Genomic DNA, 15,842 nt, shown 5'->3' with positions numbered 1-15,842 from the left:
TCGAGGTAGGAGAGCCATGGCCACGCGGAAGAAGACACAGGCGGCAGAGACCGAGACGGCTGCGGAGGAGACGCCCAAGAAGGCGGCCTCCAAGAAGCCGGCGGCCAAGAAGTCCGCCAAGAAGAAGACGGCCGCGAAGAAGACGACCGCCAAGAAGAAGACGGCGGCCCGCCGCCGTGGCGCGGACGGGGACGAGCTGCCCACCGTGGACGCGGACGCGGACGCCGAAGAGGAAGTGCCCGAGCGCCGTGGCAAGGGCCCCCACTACCTGGTGGTGGTGGAGTCTCCCGCCAAGGCGAAGACCATCAAGAAGTACCTGGGCTCCGGCTACACGGTGAAGGCGTCCGTGGGCCATGTGAAGGACCTGCCCAAGAGCAAGATGGGCGTGGACGTGGAGGACGACTTCAAGCCCGAGTACACGGTCATCAAGGGCAAGGAGAAGGTCCTCAACGAGCTGAAGAAGATGGCCAAGACGGTGGACCGCGTCTTCCTGGCGACGGACCCCGACCGCGAGGGCGAGGCCATTGCCTGGCACATCAAGGAGGAGCTGGGTCACCCGGACTCCCTGCGGGTGACCTTCAACGAGATCACCAAGCGCGCCGTGCAGGACGCCATCGCGCAGCCGCGCCAGCTCAACCAGGACAACTACGACTCGCAGCAGACCCGCCGCATCCTGGACCGGCTCGTCGGCTATCAAATCTCGCCGCTGCTCTGGAAGAAGATCCGCCGCGGCCTGTCCGCCGGCCGCGTGCAGTCCGTGGCGGTGCGCCTGATCGTGGAGCGCGAGGCGGAGATCAAGGCCTTCCAGCCCGAGGAGTACTGGACGCTGGACGCGCTGGTGCAGGGCCCGCAGGGGCCGCCGCCCTTCAAGGCGAAGCTGTCCCGCGTGGACGGCAAGAAGGTGGAGCTCAAGGACCGCGCCACCACGGACGCGCTCGTGGCGGAGCTGAAGGACTCCCCCTTCACCGTGACGAAGGTGGACCGCAAGGAGCGCCGCCGCAACGCGCCCGCGCCGTTCATCACCTCCAAGCTCCAGCAGGAGGCGGCGAACCGGCTGCACTTCACCGCCAAGAAGACGATGACGCTGGCGCAGAAGCTGTACGAAGGCGTGCCGCTGGGGGAGGAGGGCCAGACGGCGCTCATCACGTACATGCGCACGGACTCCACGCGCCTGTCCGACGACGCCGTGACGCAGGTGCGCGACTTCATCGGCAAGAAGTTCGGCGCGGACTACCTGCCGCCGGAGCCCATGGTCTACAAGAGCCGCAAGGGCGCCCAGGACGCGCACGAGGCCATCCGGCCCACGTCCCTGGAGTACCCGCCCGAGCGCGTGAAGGCCTTCTTCGAGGCCATGGACGAGCTGGACATGTTCCGGCTCTACGAGCTCATCTGGAACCGCTTCGTCGCGTGCCAGATGAAGGCCGCCGTCTATGATCAGACGAGCGCGGACATCACCGCGGGCCGCGCCACCTTCCGCGCGTCCGGCAGCACGCTGAAGTTCCCCGGCTACCTGGGCGTCTACGGCGCCGGCCTCACGCCGGAAGAAGAGGCCGCGGCGGAGAAGGCCAAGGCCGCGGGTGAAGAGGGCGCCGAGGACGCGGTGGGCGAACTGCCGCCCCTCAACGAGGGCGAAGTCCTCACGCTGGACAAGCTGCTCAACGAACAGCACTTCACCCAGCCGCCCCCGCGCTTCAGCGAAGCGACGCTGGTGAAGGAGCTGGAGGAGCGCGGCATCGGGCGTCCGTCCACGTACGCGGCCATCCTCTCCAACATCCAGGACAAGAAGTACGTGGAGAAGCTGGAGAGCCGCTTCCGTCCCACCGACCTGGGGCAGATGACCAACGAGATGCTGGTCAAGCACTTCCCCCATGAGATGGACATCACGTTCACGGCCAGCATGGAGGAGAAGCTGGATCAGATCTCCGACGGCGGCGCGTCCTGGAAGACGGTGCTGCACGACTTCTACGGCCCCTTCAAGGAGACGCTGGAGAAGGCCGAAGCGGAGATGCGCGACGTCAAGCGCGAGGAGATCAAGACCGACATCGCGTGCGAGAAGTGCGGCAACCCGTTCGTCATCAAGTTCGGGAAGATGGGCCACTTCCTCGCCTGCTCCAACTACCCCGACTGCAAGAACACCAAGGACTTCAAGCGGGACGCGGAAGGGAAGATCGTCATCGTGGAGGAGGAGACCACGGACGAGAAGTGCGAGAAGTGCGGCAAGCCCATGGTGATCAAGCGCGGCCGCTTCGGGCGCTTCATGGCGTGCTCGGGCTACCCGGACTGCAAGACGTCCAAGCCCATCTCCATCGGCGTCAACTGCCCCGAGTGCAAGGTGGGCTACCTCACCGAGCGCCGCAGCGGCCGCGGGAAGATCTTCTTCGGCTGCAACCGGTATCCGGAGTGCAAGTTCGCCGCGTGGGACCGGCCGCTCGCGGAAGCCTGCCCGCAGTGCGCCTCGCCCTACCTGCTGCAGAAGTTCTCCAAGCGGGATGGCGCCTACATCGCCTGCCCCAACAAGGAATGCGACTACCGCCGCGAGGTGGTGGAGCCCGCCGTTCCGGGGGCCAACGTGGAGGCCGCCCCGGCCCCCACGCCCGCCGCCGGGACCTGAGCGGAAAGCCCAGTCATTCCAGGGGGGTAGGCCGCGCCCCCTGGCTTGACACCTTCGCGGGCGAAGTCCTAGAAGTCCGGATTGCTCCCGGCCCTCCGCATGCCTCCAGTCCGTTTCGCGGCCGGGGTGCGTGCGGGGGCAGCGAAAGGACGCGATCCGCGATGATTCCCTCTGTCAGTGAGTTGCTGCGCGTGGTGGTGGCCGAGGCCGCCCCCGCGGCGGCGGGCCATGCCTCCTCGGGAGGCCTGGGGGACTTCATCGTCGGCGCGTTCAAGGCCGGCGGCCCGTTCATGTACGTGAACCTGTTCTGGCTGGCCGCGTCGCTCACGGTCATTGGCGAGCGCGCGGTGACGCTGCTCTACCGCTACCGCCTCAACGCGACGGCGTTCATCGAGCAGGTCCACAAGATGGTGCGCAGCGGCAACCTGGACCGCGCGGTGAAGTTCTGCGGCATGGCGCCGCGCTCGCCGCTGGCCCGCGTCATCCGCGCGGGGCTCATCAACGCGAACCGCGGTGAGCTGGAGGTCGCCAAGGCGGTGGAGGAGGCGCTGGCGGAGTACACGCCGCACGTCTCTCGCCGGGTGCAGTGGCTGTGGTCGCTCGCGAACATCGCGACGCTGGTGGGCCTGGTCGGCACCATCGTGGGCCTCATCGGCACCTTCCGCGCGCTGGGCAACGTGCCGGCGGAGCAGAAGCAGGCGCTGCTCTCCAACGGCATCTCGGAGGCCATGTACAACACGGGCTTCGGCCTCTCCATCGCGGTGCTCTGCATCGTGTCGCACCTGTTCTTCAGCAACTACGCCAAGAACATGGTGGAGCTGGTGGAGCTCAACGCGCTGAAGCTGGAGAACCTGCTGTCGCGCCGGGGCTCGCTGGAAGTCGTCCCCGCGGACTCGGACGTCCGCGCCGCGTCGTAGTGGCCCCGCCATGGCGTTCCACTACTCGCGCCGGAAGCTGAAGCCGAGGGAAGAGGAGGAGGCGGGCGAGCTGAACATCGTCCCGTACCTCGACATCCTCATGAACCTCATCATCTTCATGCTGCTGTCCATCACCGGCCTCACCGCCTTTGGCGCGCTCAACGTGAACGCGCCCAGCTACGGCGCCACGGCGGGCGCGGGCGGGGACGCGGAGGGGCCCAAGCTGAACCTGTCCGTGCTGATCTCCCACCAGGGGCTCATCGTCCGGGGCGACAGCCCGGAGATTCCGGCCACGGAGGGTGGGGCGCCCACGGTGCCCCTGCGCGCGGATGGCACGCAGGACTTCGCCGCGCTGAACGCGCAGATGGTGAAGCTCAAGGCGGCCTTCCCGCAGGAGACGAAGGTCATCGTCGCGGCGGATCCGGACATCCCCTACGAGGCGCTGATCCAGACGATGGACGCCCTGCGTGAGACGCCGGGCACCGCCGCCGAGCGCAAGCTGCTCTTCCCCGACGTCACCCTGGGCGTCCTCTAGCCATGTCCGAACCCGCGCCCCTGTCCGCCGAAGAAGCCGAGCAGCTCGCGCGCATGCGCTACCGCCGGGCGCTGGCGCGCAAGAAGCGCAAGGAGCGCGAGGCCGCCAGCGAGGTGAAGGAGCTCAACATCACCGCGATGATGGACATGATGACCATCATCCTGGTGTTCCTCCTGAAGTCCTTCGCGTCGTCCTCCGCGGTCATCACCGCGTCGGAGGACGTCCGGCCGCCGGTGTCGTCCACGCGCGCCACGCCCAAGGACACGGTGGCCATCACCATCACCCCCAAGAACATCCTGGTGGGGGACAGAGAGGTGGTGCGGCTGAAGGACGGGCGCATCCCGGAGAACCAGCTCCAGGGCCGCCTGGTGCTGGGGCTGAATGATCAGCTGCGGAAGGAAGTGACGAAGCTCAAGTACATCGCGGAGCGCAACCCGGCGGCGCCGTTCACCCACGAGCTGTCGGTCATCGCGGACAAGATGGTCCCGTACGACCTGCTGCTCACGGTGCTCTACACGGCGGGCGAGAACGAGCTTCAGAACTACCGCTTCATCGTGCTCCAGCGCGACTCGGAGTAGCGGCCGGATGCACGACTCCCCCGCGCGGGATGGACGCACGGGGGAGCGCCAGGACGCCTTCGCTAGAGGGACAGGCTGCCCGCGTGGCGCGCGGCCTCCCGCGTCTCCTGCTCGTGGATGGCGGCGTCCTCCTCGCAGCGGATGGCGAAGGGCATGGCCTCCAGCCGGTCCAGGGAGATTTCATTGCCGCAGTCCACGCACTCTCCGAACACGTCGTTGTCCATGCGGCTGAGTGCGGCGTCGATGAGCATGATCTCCCGGCGCTGTGCTTCGATCAGCGTGGACAGCGTGTAGTCCGCCAGCTCCGCCTGCGCCTGCTCTTCGTACTCGGGATCCCGCTCCTGATCCTTCAGGGCGGCCAGCTCGCGCCGGGCGCCCGCCTGGGCGGCCTCGGTGTTCCTGCGACGCTCCTGCAGCAGGTCGCGGATCTTCAGCAATTCGTCGGCTCGGCTCATGGCTTCCGTCACTCCCATCCCAGAATCGCGGTTGAAGGGCGCTCGCTCGGACGCTTCCCGTTCCGAGCGAAGACCGCGAGAAACCTAGGGTTGGATCCCAGGTGGGGAAACCTCGCCTCCCATTCCGCACGCATGGTGGGACGTAGGGCAGCCGGGCGGACGTGAAAGGACGGGGCCTCTCTGCTACAGGGCCCTTTGGGGCGCCCGGTGCGGGGTGCCCGGAGGCATGCATGTCGGACGTGAAGCAGCAGCGGGTGACGGTGATTGGCGGCGGCCTGGCGGGGACGGAGTGCGCGTATCAGTTGGCGCGGCGCGGCGTGCCGGTGGTGCTGCGGGAGATGAAGCCGCACAAGCGCTCTCCCGCGCACAAGTCGGACTCGCTCGCGGAGCTGGTGTGCAGCAACTCGCTGCGCTCCGACAACCCGGAGAGCGCCATCGGGCTCCTGCACGCGGAGCTGCGCGCGCTGGGGTCGCTGGTGCTCGCGAGCGCGGATCAGCACCGCGTGCCCGCGGGCGACGCGCTGGCGGTGGAGCGCGAGGGCTTCTCGCGCGCAATCACCACCCGGCTGGTGTCCGGCGTGGGCGTGGAGGTGGTGGGCGGCGAGGTGGAGAAGCTGCCGGAGGACGGAGTGGTGGTGGTGGCCACGGGGCCGCTGACGTCGGAGGCGCTCACGGCGGACCTGGAGCGCCACGTGGGCACGAAGCTCTACTTCTACGACTCCATCGCGCCCATCCTGTCCGGGGACTCCATCGACATGGACATCGCCTTCCGCCAGAGCCGCTACGGCAAGGGCGGCGGGGACGACTACCTCAACCTGCCCATGTCGAAGGACGAGTACTACCGCTTCATCCACGAGGTGAAGGCGGGCCAGAAGGTGGTGCCGCACAGCTTCGAGGAACCGAAGTACTTCGAAGGGTGTCTGCCCATCGAAGTGATGGCCGAGCGCGGAGACGACACGCTGGCCTACGGGCCCATGAAGCCCGTGGGGTTGAAGGACCCACGCACGGGGACGGACCCGTACGCGGTGGTGCAGCTGCGCATGGAGGACCGGGCGGGCACGGCGTGGAACATGGTGGGCTTCCAGACGCGTCTGACGTGGGGTGAACAGAAGCGCATCTTCAGCACGTGCATCCCGGGTCTCCAGAATGCGGAGTTCCTGCGGATGGGGCAGATCCACCGCAACACGTTCATCGACTCGCCCCGCCTGCTGGCGGAGGACCTGTCGTTGAAGTCGGAGCGGCGGGTGTTCTTCGCGGGGCAGGTGACGGGCGTGGAGGGCTACGTGGAGAGCGCGGCGTGCGGCTACATGGTGGCGCTGGCGGTGCATGCGCGGCTGACGGGCACGCCGTTCGTGCCGCCTCCCGCGACGACGGCCCTGGGCTCGCTGTACCGGCACCTGACCGGGGAAGCGCACCCGCCGGATCATCCGCACCAGCCCACCAACGTCATCTATGGCCTGTTCCCGCCCTTGAGCGGGCGGATGAAGAAGGCGGACAAGCGCGCGGCCTACTCGGCGCGGGCGAAGCAGGATCTGGCGGCCTGGCTGCCACTCGCGGGCGTTGTCGCCCACACGGAAGGACAGACGAGCGCATGAAGCGAACCGGGATGGTGGGCCTGGTGGCCCTGCTGGCGGTGTCGGGGTGCAAGAAGGGCGATGAGGCCGGCGCGCCCTCGCAGCGCAGCGCCGCGCAGGGAGACACGGTCCGCAGCGCGGCGAAGGGCACCGCGGTGGTGGGCGGGCAGGGGCAATTGCTCGCGCAGGGGCGCGCGGCGGATCTGCGCCTGTCGCCGGACGGGCAGTTCGCCACGTTCCTGCTCAACGGGCAGAAGCCCCGGCTGGACGGCATCCCGCCGCAGATGCTGGTGGGCTCGCTGAACATCGTCCCGGTGGCGGGCGGGAAGGCGCGCGCGCTGGGCGACGGCGTGACGAACGTGCCGGGCAGCCTGCTGTTCTCCCATGACTCGAAGCACCTGCTGTACGTGACGGGCTACAACCCGGCCTCGCAGTCCGGCGAGCTGAACGTGCTGGCCCTCGCGGACGCGGCCGCGGAGCCGGTGAAGCTGGGCACGGCGGTGAGCTACTTCCTGCCGTCTCCGGACGGCGTGAACGTGGCCTTCGTGGACGCGGGCACGCTGAAGCTGGGCCCGCTGCCGCAAGGGCCGTTCCGGGACGTGGCGGGTGAGGTGAGCACCGCGCAGTTCACCCCGGACGGCAAGACGCTCCTCTTCAAGCGCAAGCTGTCGGCCGCGGGCGGGCTGGCGGCGGTGACGGTGGGCGCCCACGAGCCGCCGCGCAAGCTGGCGGATCAGGTGGGCGACTACCAGGTGTCCTCGGACGGCAAGCACGTGGCCTACCAGGTGCGCAGCGAGGCCGTGCGCGGGATGTATGACCTGTACCTCGCGGAGGTGCCCGCGCTGAAGGGCCAGAAGCTGGCCACGGGCACGAAGACGTTCGCCTTCTCGCCGGACGGGCAGTGGCTGGCGCGCACGGAGAACGGCAAGCCCGAGCAACTGGGCGACCTGTACGTGGGCCCGGCGTCCGGCGGCGCGGGGCGCAAGCTGGGCGAGGCGGTGGAGGAGCTGGCGTTCGCGCCGGACTCCAAGGCGGTGGGCTTCCTGGAGAAGTATGATCAGCCGTCGCGCGCGGGCTCGATGGGCGTCGCGTCGCTGCCGGACGGCGCGCCGAAGCGGGTGGGGGACCGGGTGCCCAACTTCGTCTGGGGCTCGGACAGCCGCTACGTGGCGTTCCTGTCGCGCTTCCTGAAGCCGGTGTTCTCCGTGGACCTGATGCTGTACGCGCTGGGCCAGGAGAAGGCGGAGAAGGTGCAGCCGGGGGTGTTCGGCTACGGCTTCACGCCGAACAACAGCGCGGTGGTGTTCCGCACCAACTGCATCCGCAACGGCCGCGCGTGCGACTTCAAGGCCGTGGAGCTGAACGAGAAGCAGGCCGAGGCGAAGACGTGGCTGCAGGGCATCTTCAGCTACAAGTTCTCCGAGGATGGCTCGCGAATGCTCGCGACGTACGCGCGCATGGACTCGGACACCTACGACGTGGCCGTGTACGACGTGAAGTCGGGGGCTCGGAAGACGCTCGACCAGGGCGTGCAGGTGCCCGTGCTCTTCGCGGGCCCGGATGACGGGCGGGCCGTCTACATCATCGGCCAGGGGCAGAACCCCGGCGTCTACAGCGCCGTCGCCACTCCGCAGTAGCGGGTGAGCCAGGGGAGGGAGGGCCTTGAAGCCCTCCTCCCTCCTACTCGTACATCAGGCACGCCTCGCACCAGCCATCGGAGGTGTCGCGCGGAGGCCCATCGGCCACGGGCCTGCCTTCCCTACGGGCCAGATGGTGCCGGAAGTGGTTGTCGACGCCCTGGGAGAAGCTTCCATTCAGGCGCACCTCCAGCAAGAGGGAGAGGTCTTCGTCCTCTCCTCTCCGGGAGAGCGCATTGAACGCGTCACGGTCGGCCTGGGCGAGCGCGTTCACGAACAAGGGTCGGCTGTCCTCGGAATCCAACACGCCGAGCCACCCAAGGGCCGCACTCCGAACACGCTTATCGGGCTCGGCAATGGCCATCCGCCGAAGTGACTCCAGCCCTTCCCGTTGACCTTGCTGAACGAGCCCTGCGAGCGCGAGGACGCGGACACGGGGACTCTCGGCGTGCGACAGGGAATGGAGTCGATCCATCCATCCGGGTCCGCTTTCGCCGAGCGAGAGCAGCGCGGACAGCGCCGGAAGCTGCACCGCCTCATCCGGCTCGCGGAGCGCCGCCAGGAGCACGGGACGGTCCTCGGTCACTGGAGCGCGGGCGATGACGCCCTCGAGGATTTGACGCAGGAGGTCCGCATTGCCGGGGTGGCGCCACGCGGCGAGCCCCCAACGCGCGGCGGCGGCGGGATCTTTCTCTCGAAGCTGCTCGTACAAATGGAGCCGGACGCCCGCCGCCATGTCGAAGTCACAGATGCGCCGGTACAACACGCGGCGCCGGGCAACCTCCCATTCTCCCAGCAGCTCCACGGCACGAGCGAAGAACGTGGGGTGCGCCACGAGCTGATGCGGCACGGTGCATGCGACATTCTCCGCCTGCACGACACGGTCCAGACGACGCAGCAACTCCTCCTCCCCCCAATGTGCCAGAAGCGCATTGAGGGAGAGCAGGAGTCGCCTCGCGGCAAAATCATGGAAGGACTTGGAGCCGTTCGCGAGCCGTGCCACCTCCTCGCGATTCCGGCCCTTCAGGCGCACCAGCAGATGCTCCATCCGGGCATCGCTCAGCCCCTCGCTCCATTCACAGAGCAGCCGCCAGGCCTCGGGGCGCCCACGCTGGATGAACGCCACGGTGACGTTGCACTCCTCGAGCAGCAGGTGACGGTCGGACTGGTACCAGTGTTCGAAGAACCACGCGTCCAGCGCTGGGGGCTGTGGGACACGACGAGGGGAACACAGGAGGCGACTCCGCTCCCTGGGAGACAGGCGGAGCAGTGCCTCCTTCATGACGTCATCGAAGGATTCGAGCCTCGCGTAGTCGAAGAGTTCGTCCAGGCTCGGAGCCAGCGCCTCCTCACGGACGGGCCCTTCGTAAAGCTGGACGAACTGCTGCCCGGAGAGCGTCAGGCCGAACCTCGCCGCCACACGCAGCGCGTTGACGCGGATGCGGTAGGGCTCCAGCGGAGCGAAGATCAACTCCCGGAGGAAGGGGAGCTGCTCCTCGCCCCCGAAGATGTCGAGCAACGAGAGGCCGCGAAACCTCAAGTCGACGGACTCTTGGGGCGCTTCCTTCAGGAGGGCAACCAACTGCGCGGCGATGCTCTCGCGCGAGGACCACACCAGACGGGGCTGCAGGGACAATTCGAACGCCGAGTTGGGACCGGCTGGCGAGACCGGCCGCGAACACGCGGGATGTGCCCCTCGAACCTAGTGCAGGCATCCGCCTCACACAATCCAGCGGCCGCCGGCTTCTCAGGGGGTAGCGGATGTTGAGGCGTGCACAGTCGGACGGGGTGTGCTGTCTTCGCCAGCCGCATGGCACAGCTCGTCTATCGCCGCTACGGCGGCTCGCTCCAGGTCGACATCCCTGACTTCAACACCCTCACCGAGGCGGTGAGGATCCCCGCGACGCAGTGGATGGCGCTCGCGTGCCCCATGGAGGGCATCGCGTGTGATCCGCGCTTCCTCACGCTGATGGACGCGGACGGCAACCGCCGCATCCGCGTGGAGGAGCTTCGCGCCGCGGTGGACTGGACGGCGGCGCGGTTGAAGGACCGCAAGGGCGCGGACGCGAGCAGCGACGTGCTGGAGCTGTCGGCGCTCTCCGACACGGCGGCCAACCTGAGGGGCGCGGCGGAGCTGGTGCTGCGCACGCTGAACGCGCCGGACACGACACGCCTGTCGCTGGAGCAGCTGCGCACCAGTGACAAGGCGCTGCGCGACGCGGGGAAGAATGGCGACGGCATCATCGCGCCGGTGACGCTGCCGGAGCGGCTGCGGCCCCTGGCCCAGTCCATCATCGCGGCCTTCCCGCAGGTGACGAACCGCGCGGGCCTGGCGGGCGTGGATGTGGGCCTGGTGAAGCGCTTCCGCGAGGAGCGCACGGCGCTGCTCGCGCACCTCGGTGGACGGGATGCCGTCTTCACCTGGGGCACGGCGAGTCTGGAGCAGGCGAAGCGCGTGCATGACGTGGCGCCGCTCTTGGAGGGCTACTTCATGCAGTGCCGCCTGGTGGCCGCGCAGCCGGAGGCCGCCGCCAGCCTGCGCCTGCGCGCGGACCGCGTGGAGGGCGCGCTGGGTGACCTGGGCGCCATGGGGAAGGCCGCGAACGAGCTGCCCATCGCGGCGCCGGATCCGGCCGGCGTGCTGGTGTGGGCGCGGCTGTACCGCGGCGCCGCCTATGAGAAGCTGGAGGCCTTCCACCAGGAGGTGGCGACGCCGCTGTTGGGCGACGGCACGAAGCTGACGGACACGGCCTGGCGCGAGCTGTCCGCGAAGGCGGAGGCCATCCTCGGCTGGCAGGCGAAGCGCGACGCGAGCCCCCTGCACGCGGTGGCGGACACGCTGGGGACTGTGTCGGAGGAGGACCTGGACGCGCTGGAGGCGGTGAGCCGCGAGGACCTGGCGCTCAAGCCCACGCTGGACGTCATCGCGGAGCTGGAGCGGCTGGTGCTGTACCAGCGCTGGCTGCTCTTGTTCGCCAACAACTTCATCAGCATGCCCAACCTGTACCTGCCCAAGCGGCGGGCGCTGATGGAGAAGGGCACGCTCATCCTGGGCGGGCGCAAGTACACGCTGTCCGTGCTGGTGACGGACCGCGCGGCGCACGCGGCGCTGACGGGGCAGGGGACCACCTGCATCCTCTACGTGAAGGTGATGCCCCGGGACGCGGCGGCGGACAGCTACGAGGTGGCGGTGCCCGTCACCGCGGGCCGCAGCACGGAGCTCGTCATGGGCAAGCGCGGCGTGTTCTACGACGTGGACGGCAAGGAGAGCGACGCCATCGTCACGCAGGTCGTCCGCCAGCCCGTGTCGCTCTGGGAGTCGATGACCATGCCGTTCATGCGCATCGGCAAGTTCATCACCAGCAAGGTGGAGGGGCTGGCCGCGTCGGGTGAGAAGGAATTCGATGCGTCGCTGGAGTCCGGCTACAAGCAGACGGTGTCCGCGCCTCCACCCCCGGCGGCTCCGGCCGCGGCGGGTGCGGCGCCCGCGGCGGGAGGCGGCATCGCGGGCGTGCTCGCGGCGGGCGGCATCGCGTTCGCGGCGCTCGGTTCTTCGCTGGCGTTCATCCTCACGCAGGTGAAGTCACTCACGCTGGTGGACGTCATCACCGCGGCCACCATCCTGGCCATCGTGGTGATGGCGCCCGCGGGCCTGCTGGGCTGGCTGAAGCTGCGTCAGCGCAACCTCGCGCTGCTCTTGGAGGGCTCCGGCTGGGCGCTCAACGACCGGCTGATGCTGACGCGCGGCGTGGCGACGCTCATCACCCGCAAGCCGAAGCTGCCCCAGGGCGCGCGCGTGGACCACGTGGACCTGGTGCGCGGTGCGCTGCGCCACACGGAGGAGGACGACGAGGGCGAGCGCATGTCGTTCGGGGCCCGGCTCGGGCTCACGCTGCTCATCCTCTTCATCCTGGGCTGGCAGGTGCGCGTGCCCGTCACGGAGTGGCTGTGCACGTACCACTGGCTGTCCGAGGACGCCTGCCGCATGTTGCTCCCCAAGCTGGTGCCGTCCGAGCTGCCGGGCGCGCCTGCTCCCTCGGGGGCGGCTCCGGCCGCTGCGCCCGCTCCGGCGCCCGCGAAGTAGCAGCGGGCTCGCGGCGCGACGCGAATCTTGCGAGGCTCGGGGAGGCCCCTAGGCTTCCCCGACCATGTCGACCCTGTCCCCGCTGCTGGAGCAGTTCAAGGTCCACCTCGAGAACGAGAGGAGCGCGTCACCGCACACGGTGCGCAACTACCTCATCGACCTGGTGGACTATGAGCGCTACCTCGTGGAGCGGATGAAGCTGTCGCTGCTCGCGGGCACGCACGCAGCCATCCGTGGGTACCTGGGCACGTTGGCGGTGGACCACGCGCCCTCGAGCCGCGCGCGGCGGCTGGCGAGCATCAAGTCCTTCTACAAGTACCTGGTGCGGCAGAAGCTGTTGTCCGCCAGTCCGGCCAAGCTGGTGAAGAGCCCCAAGCTGCCGAAGTCGCTGCCCAAGGTGCTGCCGGTGGAGGAGGTGTTCGCGATCCTCGACATGCCGGACGTGAAGACGGTGCTGGGGCTGCGCGACAAGGCCATCCTGGAGATGCTCTACGGCGGCGGCCTGCGTATCAGCGAGCTGTGCGGACTGGACCTCTTGGGCGTGGACCGGAGCAGCCGCATCGTCCGGGTGATGGGCAAGGGCAGCAAGGAGCGGCTCGTGCCGCTCAACGCGAAGGCCATCCAGTGCCTGGAGGCCTATCTCCAGCGGCGCGGGGAGCTGCTGGCGACGGTGCACGACGGGCAGGATCCGGACGCGCTGTTCCTGAACTTCCGCGGCGGCAGGCTCACGCCCCGGAGCATCGCGAGGCACCTGGACGCGTACGTGCTGAAGCTGGCCCTGGCGCGCAAGGTGAGCCCGCACGCGATGCGCCACTCGTTCGCGACGCACCTGTTGGGCGGAGGCGCGGACATCCGCAGCATCCAGGAGCTGCTGGGGCACGCGAGCCTGTCCACCACGCAGAAGTACACCCACGTGACCTTCGAGCAGTTGCAAGAGGTCTACGACGCCGCGCACCCGCGCGCGTGAGCTGAGCAGAGTGGATGCCAATGGCGAACCGCAGCGACGAAGTCGAACAGTTCATGGCGGAACTCGAGCACCCGTTGAAGGCGGAGATCGAAGCCGTGCGCCAGGCCATCCTGGCGTCCGACTCCGCCATCACCGAGCGCATCAAGTGGAAGGCCCCCAGCTTCGTGCACTCCGGTGACGACCGCGTCACGTTCCGCCTGGCCCCCAAGGGCATCTTCCAGGTCATCCTCCACCGGGGCGCGAAGGTGAAGGGCACGAAGGACTTTGCCTTCGAGGATGACTCCGGCCTGGTGGAGTGGCTGGCGCCGGACCGGGGCGTCGTCACGCTGCCGGACGCGAAGACGGTCAAGGCGAAGAAGGCTGCCCTGGTGAAGCTGGTGCGCCGCTGGATGACGGCGACCGCGACCTGAGCGCCCTCCAGGGTGCGAGAGCGGACAAGCAGGCGGTTTTTCCGAGTCGGAGGCGGTCCGGCTTGTTAAACCCCCGGTCATGTTCCACGGCACCACCATCCTCTGCGTTCGCCGCGACGGGAAGGTCGTCATCGCGGGCGACGGCCAGGTCAGCCTCGACAAGACCATCATGAAGAACACCGCGCGCAAGGTGCGCAAGCTGGGCGAGGGGCAGGTGCTCGCCGGCTTCGCGGGCAGCACCGCGGACGCCTTCACGCTCTTCGAGCGCTTCGAGGCCAAGCTCAAGGAGCACCAGAAGAACCTGGCCCGCGCCTGCGTGGAGCTGGGCAAGGACTGGCGCACCGACCGCTTCCTCCGCCGCCTGGAGGCGCTGCTCATCGTCGCGGACAAGGAGAAGACCTTCATCCTCTCCGGGGCCGGCGACGTCATCGAACCGGACCACGGCATCGCCGCCGTGGGCAGCGGGGGCCACTACGCGCTCGCCGCCGCGCGCGCCCTCCAGGCGCACTCGCAGCTGTCCGCCCGTGAGATCTGCACGCAGGCCATGGCCATCGCGGCGGACATCTGCGTCTACACCAACGCCAACGTCTCCTACGAAGAGCTCTGAGAGGACCGCCCCGTGGCCGAATCGCGCAAGTTGTCCGCCTTCACGCCTCGCGAGGTCGTCAGCGAGCTGGACCGCTACATCGTCGGGCAGAACGACGCCAAGCGCGCCGTCGCCATCGCGCTGCGCAACCGGTGGCGCCGCCAGCAGGTGTCGGACGACCTGCGGGATGAGATCTACCCGAAGAACATCATCATGATCGGCCCCACCGGCGTGGGGAAGACGGAGATCGCCCGCCGCCTGGCGAAGCTGTCCCAGGCCCCCTTCGTCAAGGTGGAAGCCAGCAAGTTCACCGAAGTGGGCTACGTGGGCCGCGACGTCGAGTCGATGATCCGCGACCTCGTCGAGGCCTCCATCGCGCTCGTGCGCGAGGAGGAGACGGAGAAGGTCCAGCCGCGCGCGGAGGAGCTGGCCGAGGACCGGCTGATGGAGCTCCTCAAGAACGGCGGGCAGGCGCGCACCACCAGCTCGCCGCCGTTCGGCTTCTCGCCTCCGCCGCCCCCCGCGTCCCCCCACCTGGGCGACGCCGAGCGGGAGAAGCTGCGCGCCCAGCTGCGCGCCGGCACGCTGGATGATCAGACCGTGGAGGTGGAGACCAGCGAGAGCTCCCCCACCTTCATGCGCAACTTCAGCGGCCAGGGCATGGAGGAGATCGGTGTCAACCTCCAGGACCTGTTCAAGAACATGCCGGGCATGAAGAACACCCGGAAGCGCCGCCTGCGCGTGCCGGAGGCGCTCCAGGTGCTGCGCGCGGAAGAAGCCCAGAAGCTGGTGGATCCGGACCGCGTCCAGCGCGAGGCCGTGGCGCGCGCCGAGTCCAACGGCATCGTCTTCATCGACGAGATCGACAAGATCGCCAGCCGCGAGGGCGGCAAGGGCGGTGGGGGCCCGGACGTCTCGCGCGAGGGCGTGCAGCGCGACATCCTGCCCATCGTGGAGGGCTCGGCCGTCAACACCAAGTACGGTCAGGTGAAGACGGACCACATGCTCTTCATCGCCGCGGGCGCCTTCCACGTGTCCAAGCCGTCCGACCTCATCCCGGAGCTCCAGGGCCGCTTCCCCATCCGCGTGGAGCTGGAGCCGCTGTCCGGCGATGACCTGGTGCGCATCCTGCGCGAGCCGAAGAACTCGCTCCTGCGCCAGTACACCGCCCTGCTCGCCACGGAGGGCGTGCGCCTGTCCTTCACCGACGACGCGGTGGCGGAGCTCGCCCGCATCGCCCAGCAGGCCAACGAGCGCACGCAGAACATCGGCGCCCGGCGGCTGCACACCGTGCTGGAGCGCCTGCTGGACGAAGTGTCGTTCACGGCCAGCGAAATGGGCCCACGCGACTTCCAGGTGGACGCGGGCTATGTGCGCGAGCGCCTGGCCGCCATCGTCCAGGACGAGGACTTGTCGCGCTACATCCTCTAGCGCGCTAGGGTCCCCGCCGCGTCGTCCCACCGCGCCATCAGGAAGAGAGAGGTACAC

General features: G+C 68.8%; 13 protein-coding genes. 11 read left to right on the top strand and 2 right to left on the bottom strand.

The annotated features are described in order from the left end of the window. The first annotated feature begins 16 nt into the window (after positions 1 to 16). The 4 genes from topA (at position 17) to KYK13_RS24525 (ending at position 4,641) form a co-directional block, all read left to right on the top strand. Positions 17 to 2,611: a type I DNA topoisomerase gene (gene topA, locus KYK13_RS24540; protein ID WP_223634017.1), complete on the top strand. Its 2,595-nt coding sequence runs from the start codon at positions 17 to 19 to the stop codon at positions 2,609 to 2,611. Between the two features lie 161 nt (positions 2,612 to 2,772). Then, complete coding sequence (locus KYK13_RS24535; protein ID WP_223634015.1) at positions 2,773 to 3,528, top strand: MotA/TolQ/ExbB proton channel family protein; 756 nt, start codon at positions 2,773 to 2,775, stop codon at positions 3,526 to 3,528. Between the two features lie 10 nt (positions 3,529 to 3,538). Then, a complete protein-coding gene (locus tag KYK13_RS24530; protein ID WP_223634014.1) occupies positions 3,539 to 4,063 on the top strand; it encodes a biopolymer transporter ExbD in 525 nt (174 codons plus the stop codon). 2 nt (positions 4,064 to 4,065) lie between these two features. Further along, on the top strand, positions 4,066 to 4,641 hold the full coding sequence (locus KYK13_RS24525) for a biopolymer transporter ExbD (protein ID WP_223634013.1): 576 nt from the start codon (positions 4,066 to 4,068) through the stop codon (positions 4,639 to 4,641). Positions 4,642 to 4,703: 62 nt separating this feature from the next. Here the strand turns inward: KYK13_RS24525 and KYK13_RS24520 are convergent, their stop codons facing one another. After that, positions 4,704 to 5,096, bottom strand: a complete 393-nt coding sequence (locus tag KYK13_RS24520; protein WP_223634012.1) for a TraR/DksA C4-type zinc finger protein — start codon at positions 5,094 to 5,096, stop codon at positions 4,704 to 4,706. Positions 5,097 to 5,326: 230 nt separating this feature from the next. On the opposite strand from KYK13_RS24520, the gene trmFO reads away from it, so the two are divergent. Beyond that, on the top strand, positions 5,327 to 6,691 hold the full coding sequence (gene trmFO, locus KYK13_RS24515) for a methylenetetrahydrofolate--tRNA-(uracil(54)-C(5))-methyltransferase (FADH(2)-oxidizing) TrmFO (RefSeq protein WP_223634011.1): 1,365 nt from the start codon (positions 5,327 to 5,329) through the stop codon (positions 6,689 to 6,691). Then, a complete protein-coding gene (locus tag KYK13_RS24510) occupies positions 6,688 to 8,307 on the top strand; it encodes a gliding motility protein (protein WP_223634010.1) in 1,620 nt (539 codons plus the stop codon). The genes trmFO and KYK13_RS24510 overlap by 4 nt, the downstream gene beginning before the upstream one ends. Positions 8,308 to 8,350: 43 nt before the next feature. Here the strand turns inward: KYK13_RS24510 and KYK13_RS24505 are convergent, their stop codons facing one another. Further along, positions 8,351 to 9,922, bottom strand: coding sequence for a HEAT repeat domain-containing protein (locus tag KYK13_RS24505; protein WP_223634008.1), 1,572 nt, complete (start codon positions 9,920 to 9,922; stop codon positions 8,351 to 8,353). 195 nt (positions 9,923 to 10,117) lie between these two features. Here KYK13_RS24505 and KYK13_RS24500 point away from each other — a divergent pair, with 195 nt between their 5' ends. The 5 genes from KYK13_RS24500 to hslU all read left to right on the top strand — a co-directional run bounded on the left by KYK13_RS24500 (position 10,118) and on the right by hslU (position 15,785). Further along, entirely contained in the window at positions 10,118 to 12,391 is a 2,274-nt protein-coding gene (locus KYK13_RS24500) for a kinesin (RefSeq protein WP_223646738.1), read from the top strand. A 64-nt stretch (positions 12,392 to 12,455) separates the two neighbouring features. Continuing rightward, complete coding sequence (locus KYK13_RS24495; RefSeq protein ID WP_223634006.1) at positions 12,456 to 13,358, top strand: tyrosine recombinase XerC; 903 nt, start codon at positions 12,456 to 12,458, stop codon at positions 13,356 to 13,358. A gap of 20 nt (positions 13,359 to 13,378) precedes the next feature. After that, a complete protein-coding gene (locus tag KYK13_RS24490; RefSeq protein ID WP_223634003.1) occupies positions 13,379 to 13,768 on the top strand; it encodes a DUF1801 domain-containing protein in 390 nt (129 codons plus the stop codon). A 79-nt stretch (positions 13,769 to 13,847) separates the two neighbouring features. Next, on the top strand, positions 13,848 to 14,375 hold the full coding sequence (gene hslV, locus KYK13_RS24485) for an ATP-dependent protease subunit HslV (protein WP_223633999.1): 528 nt from the start codon (positions 13,848 to 13,850) through the stop codon (positions 14,373 to 14,375). Between the two features lie 12 nt (positions 14,376 to 14,387). Continuing rightward, the gene (hslU, locus tag KYK13_RS24480) at positions 14,388 to 15,785 is read left to right on the top strand and encodes an ATP-dependent protease ATPase subunit HslU (protein WP_223633996.1); all 1,398 of its coding nucleotides are present in this window, start codon (positions 14,388 to 14,390) and stop codon (positions 15,783 to 15,785) included. The last annotated feature ends 57 nt before the right edge of the window (positions 15,786 to 15,842 follow it).

Origin of the sequence: Corallococcus sp. EGB (genome assembly GCF_019968905.1) — a bacterium.
GTDB lineage: Bacteria > Myxococcota > Myxococcia > Myxococcales > Myxococcaceae > Corallococcus.
This window is presented reverse-complemented; position numbering and strand designations above follow the sequence as displayed.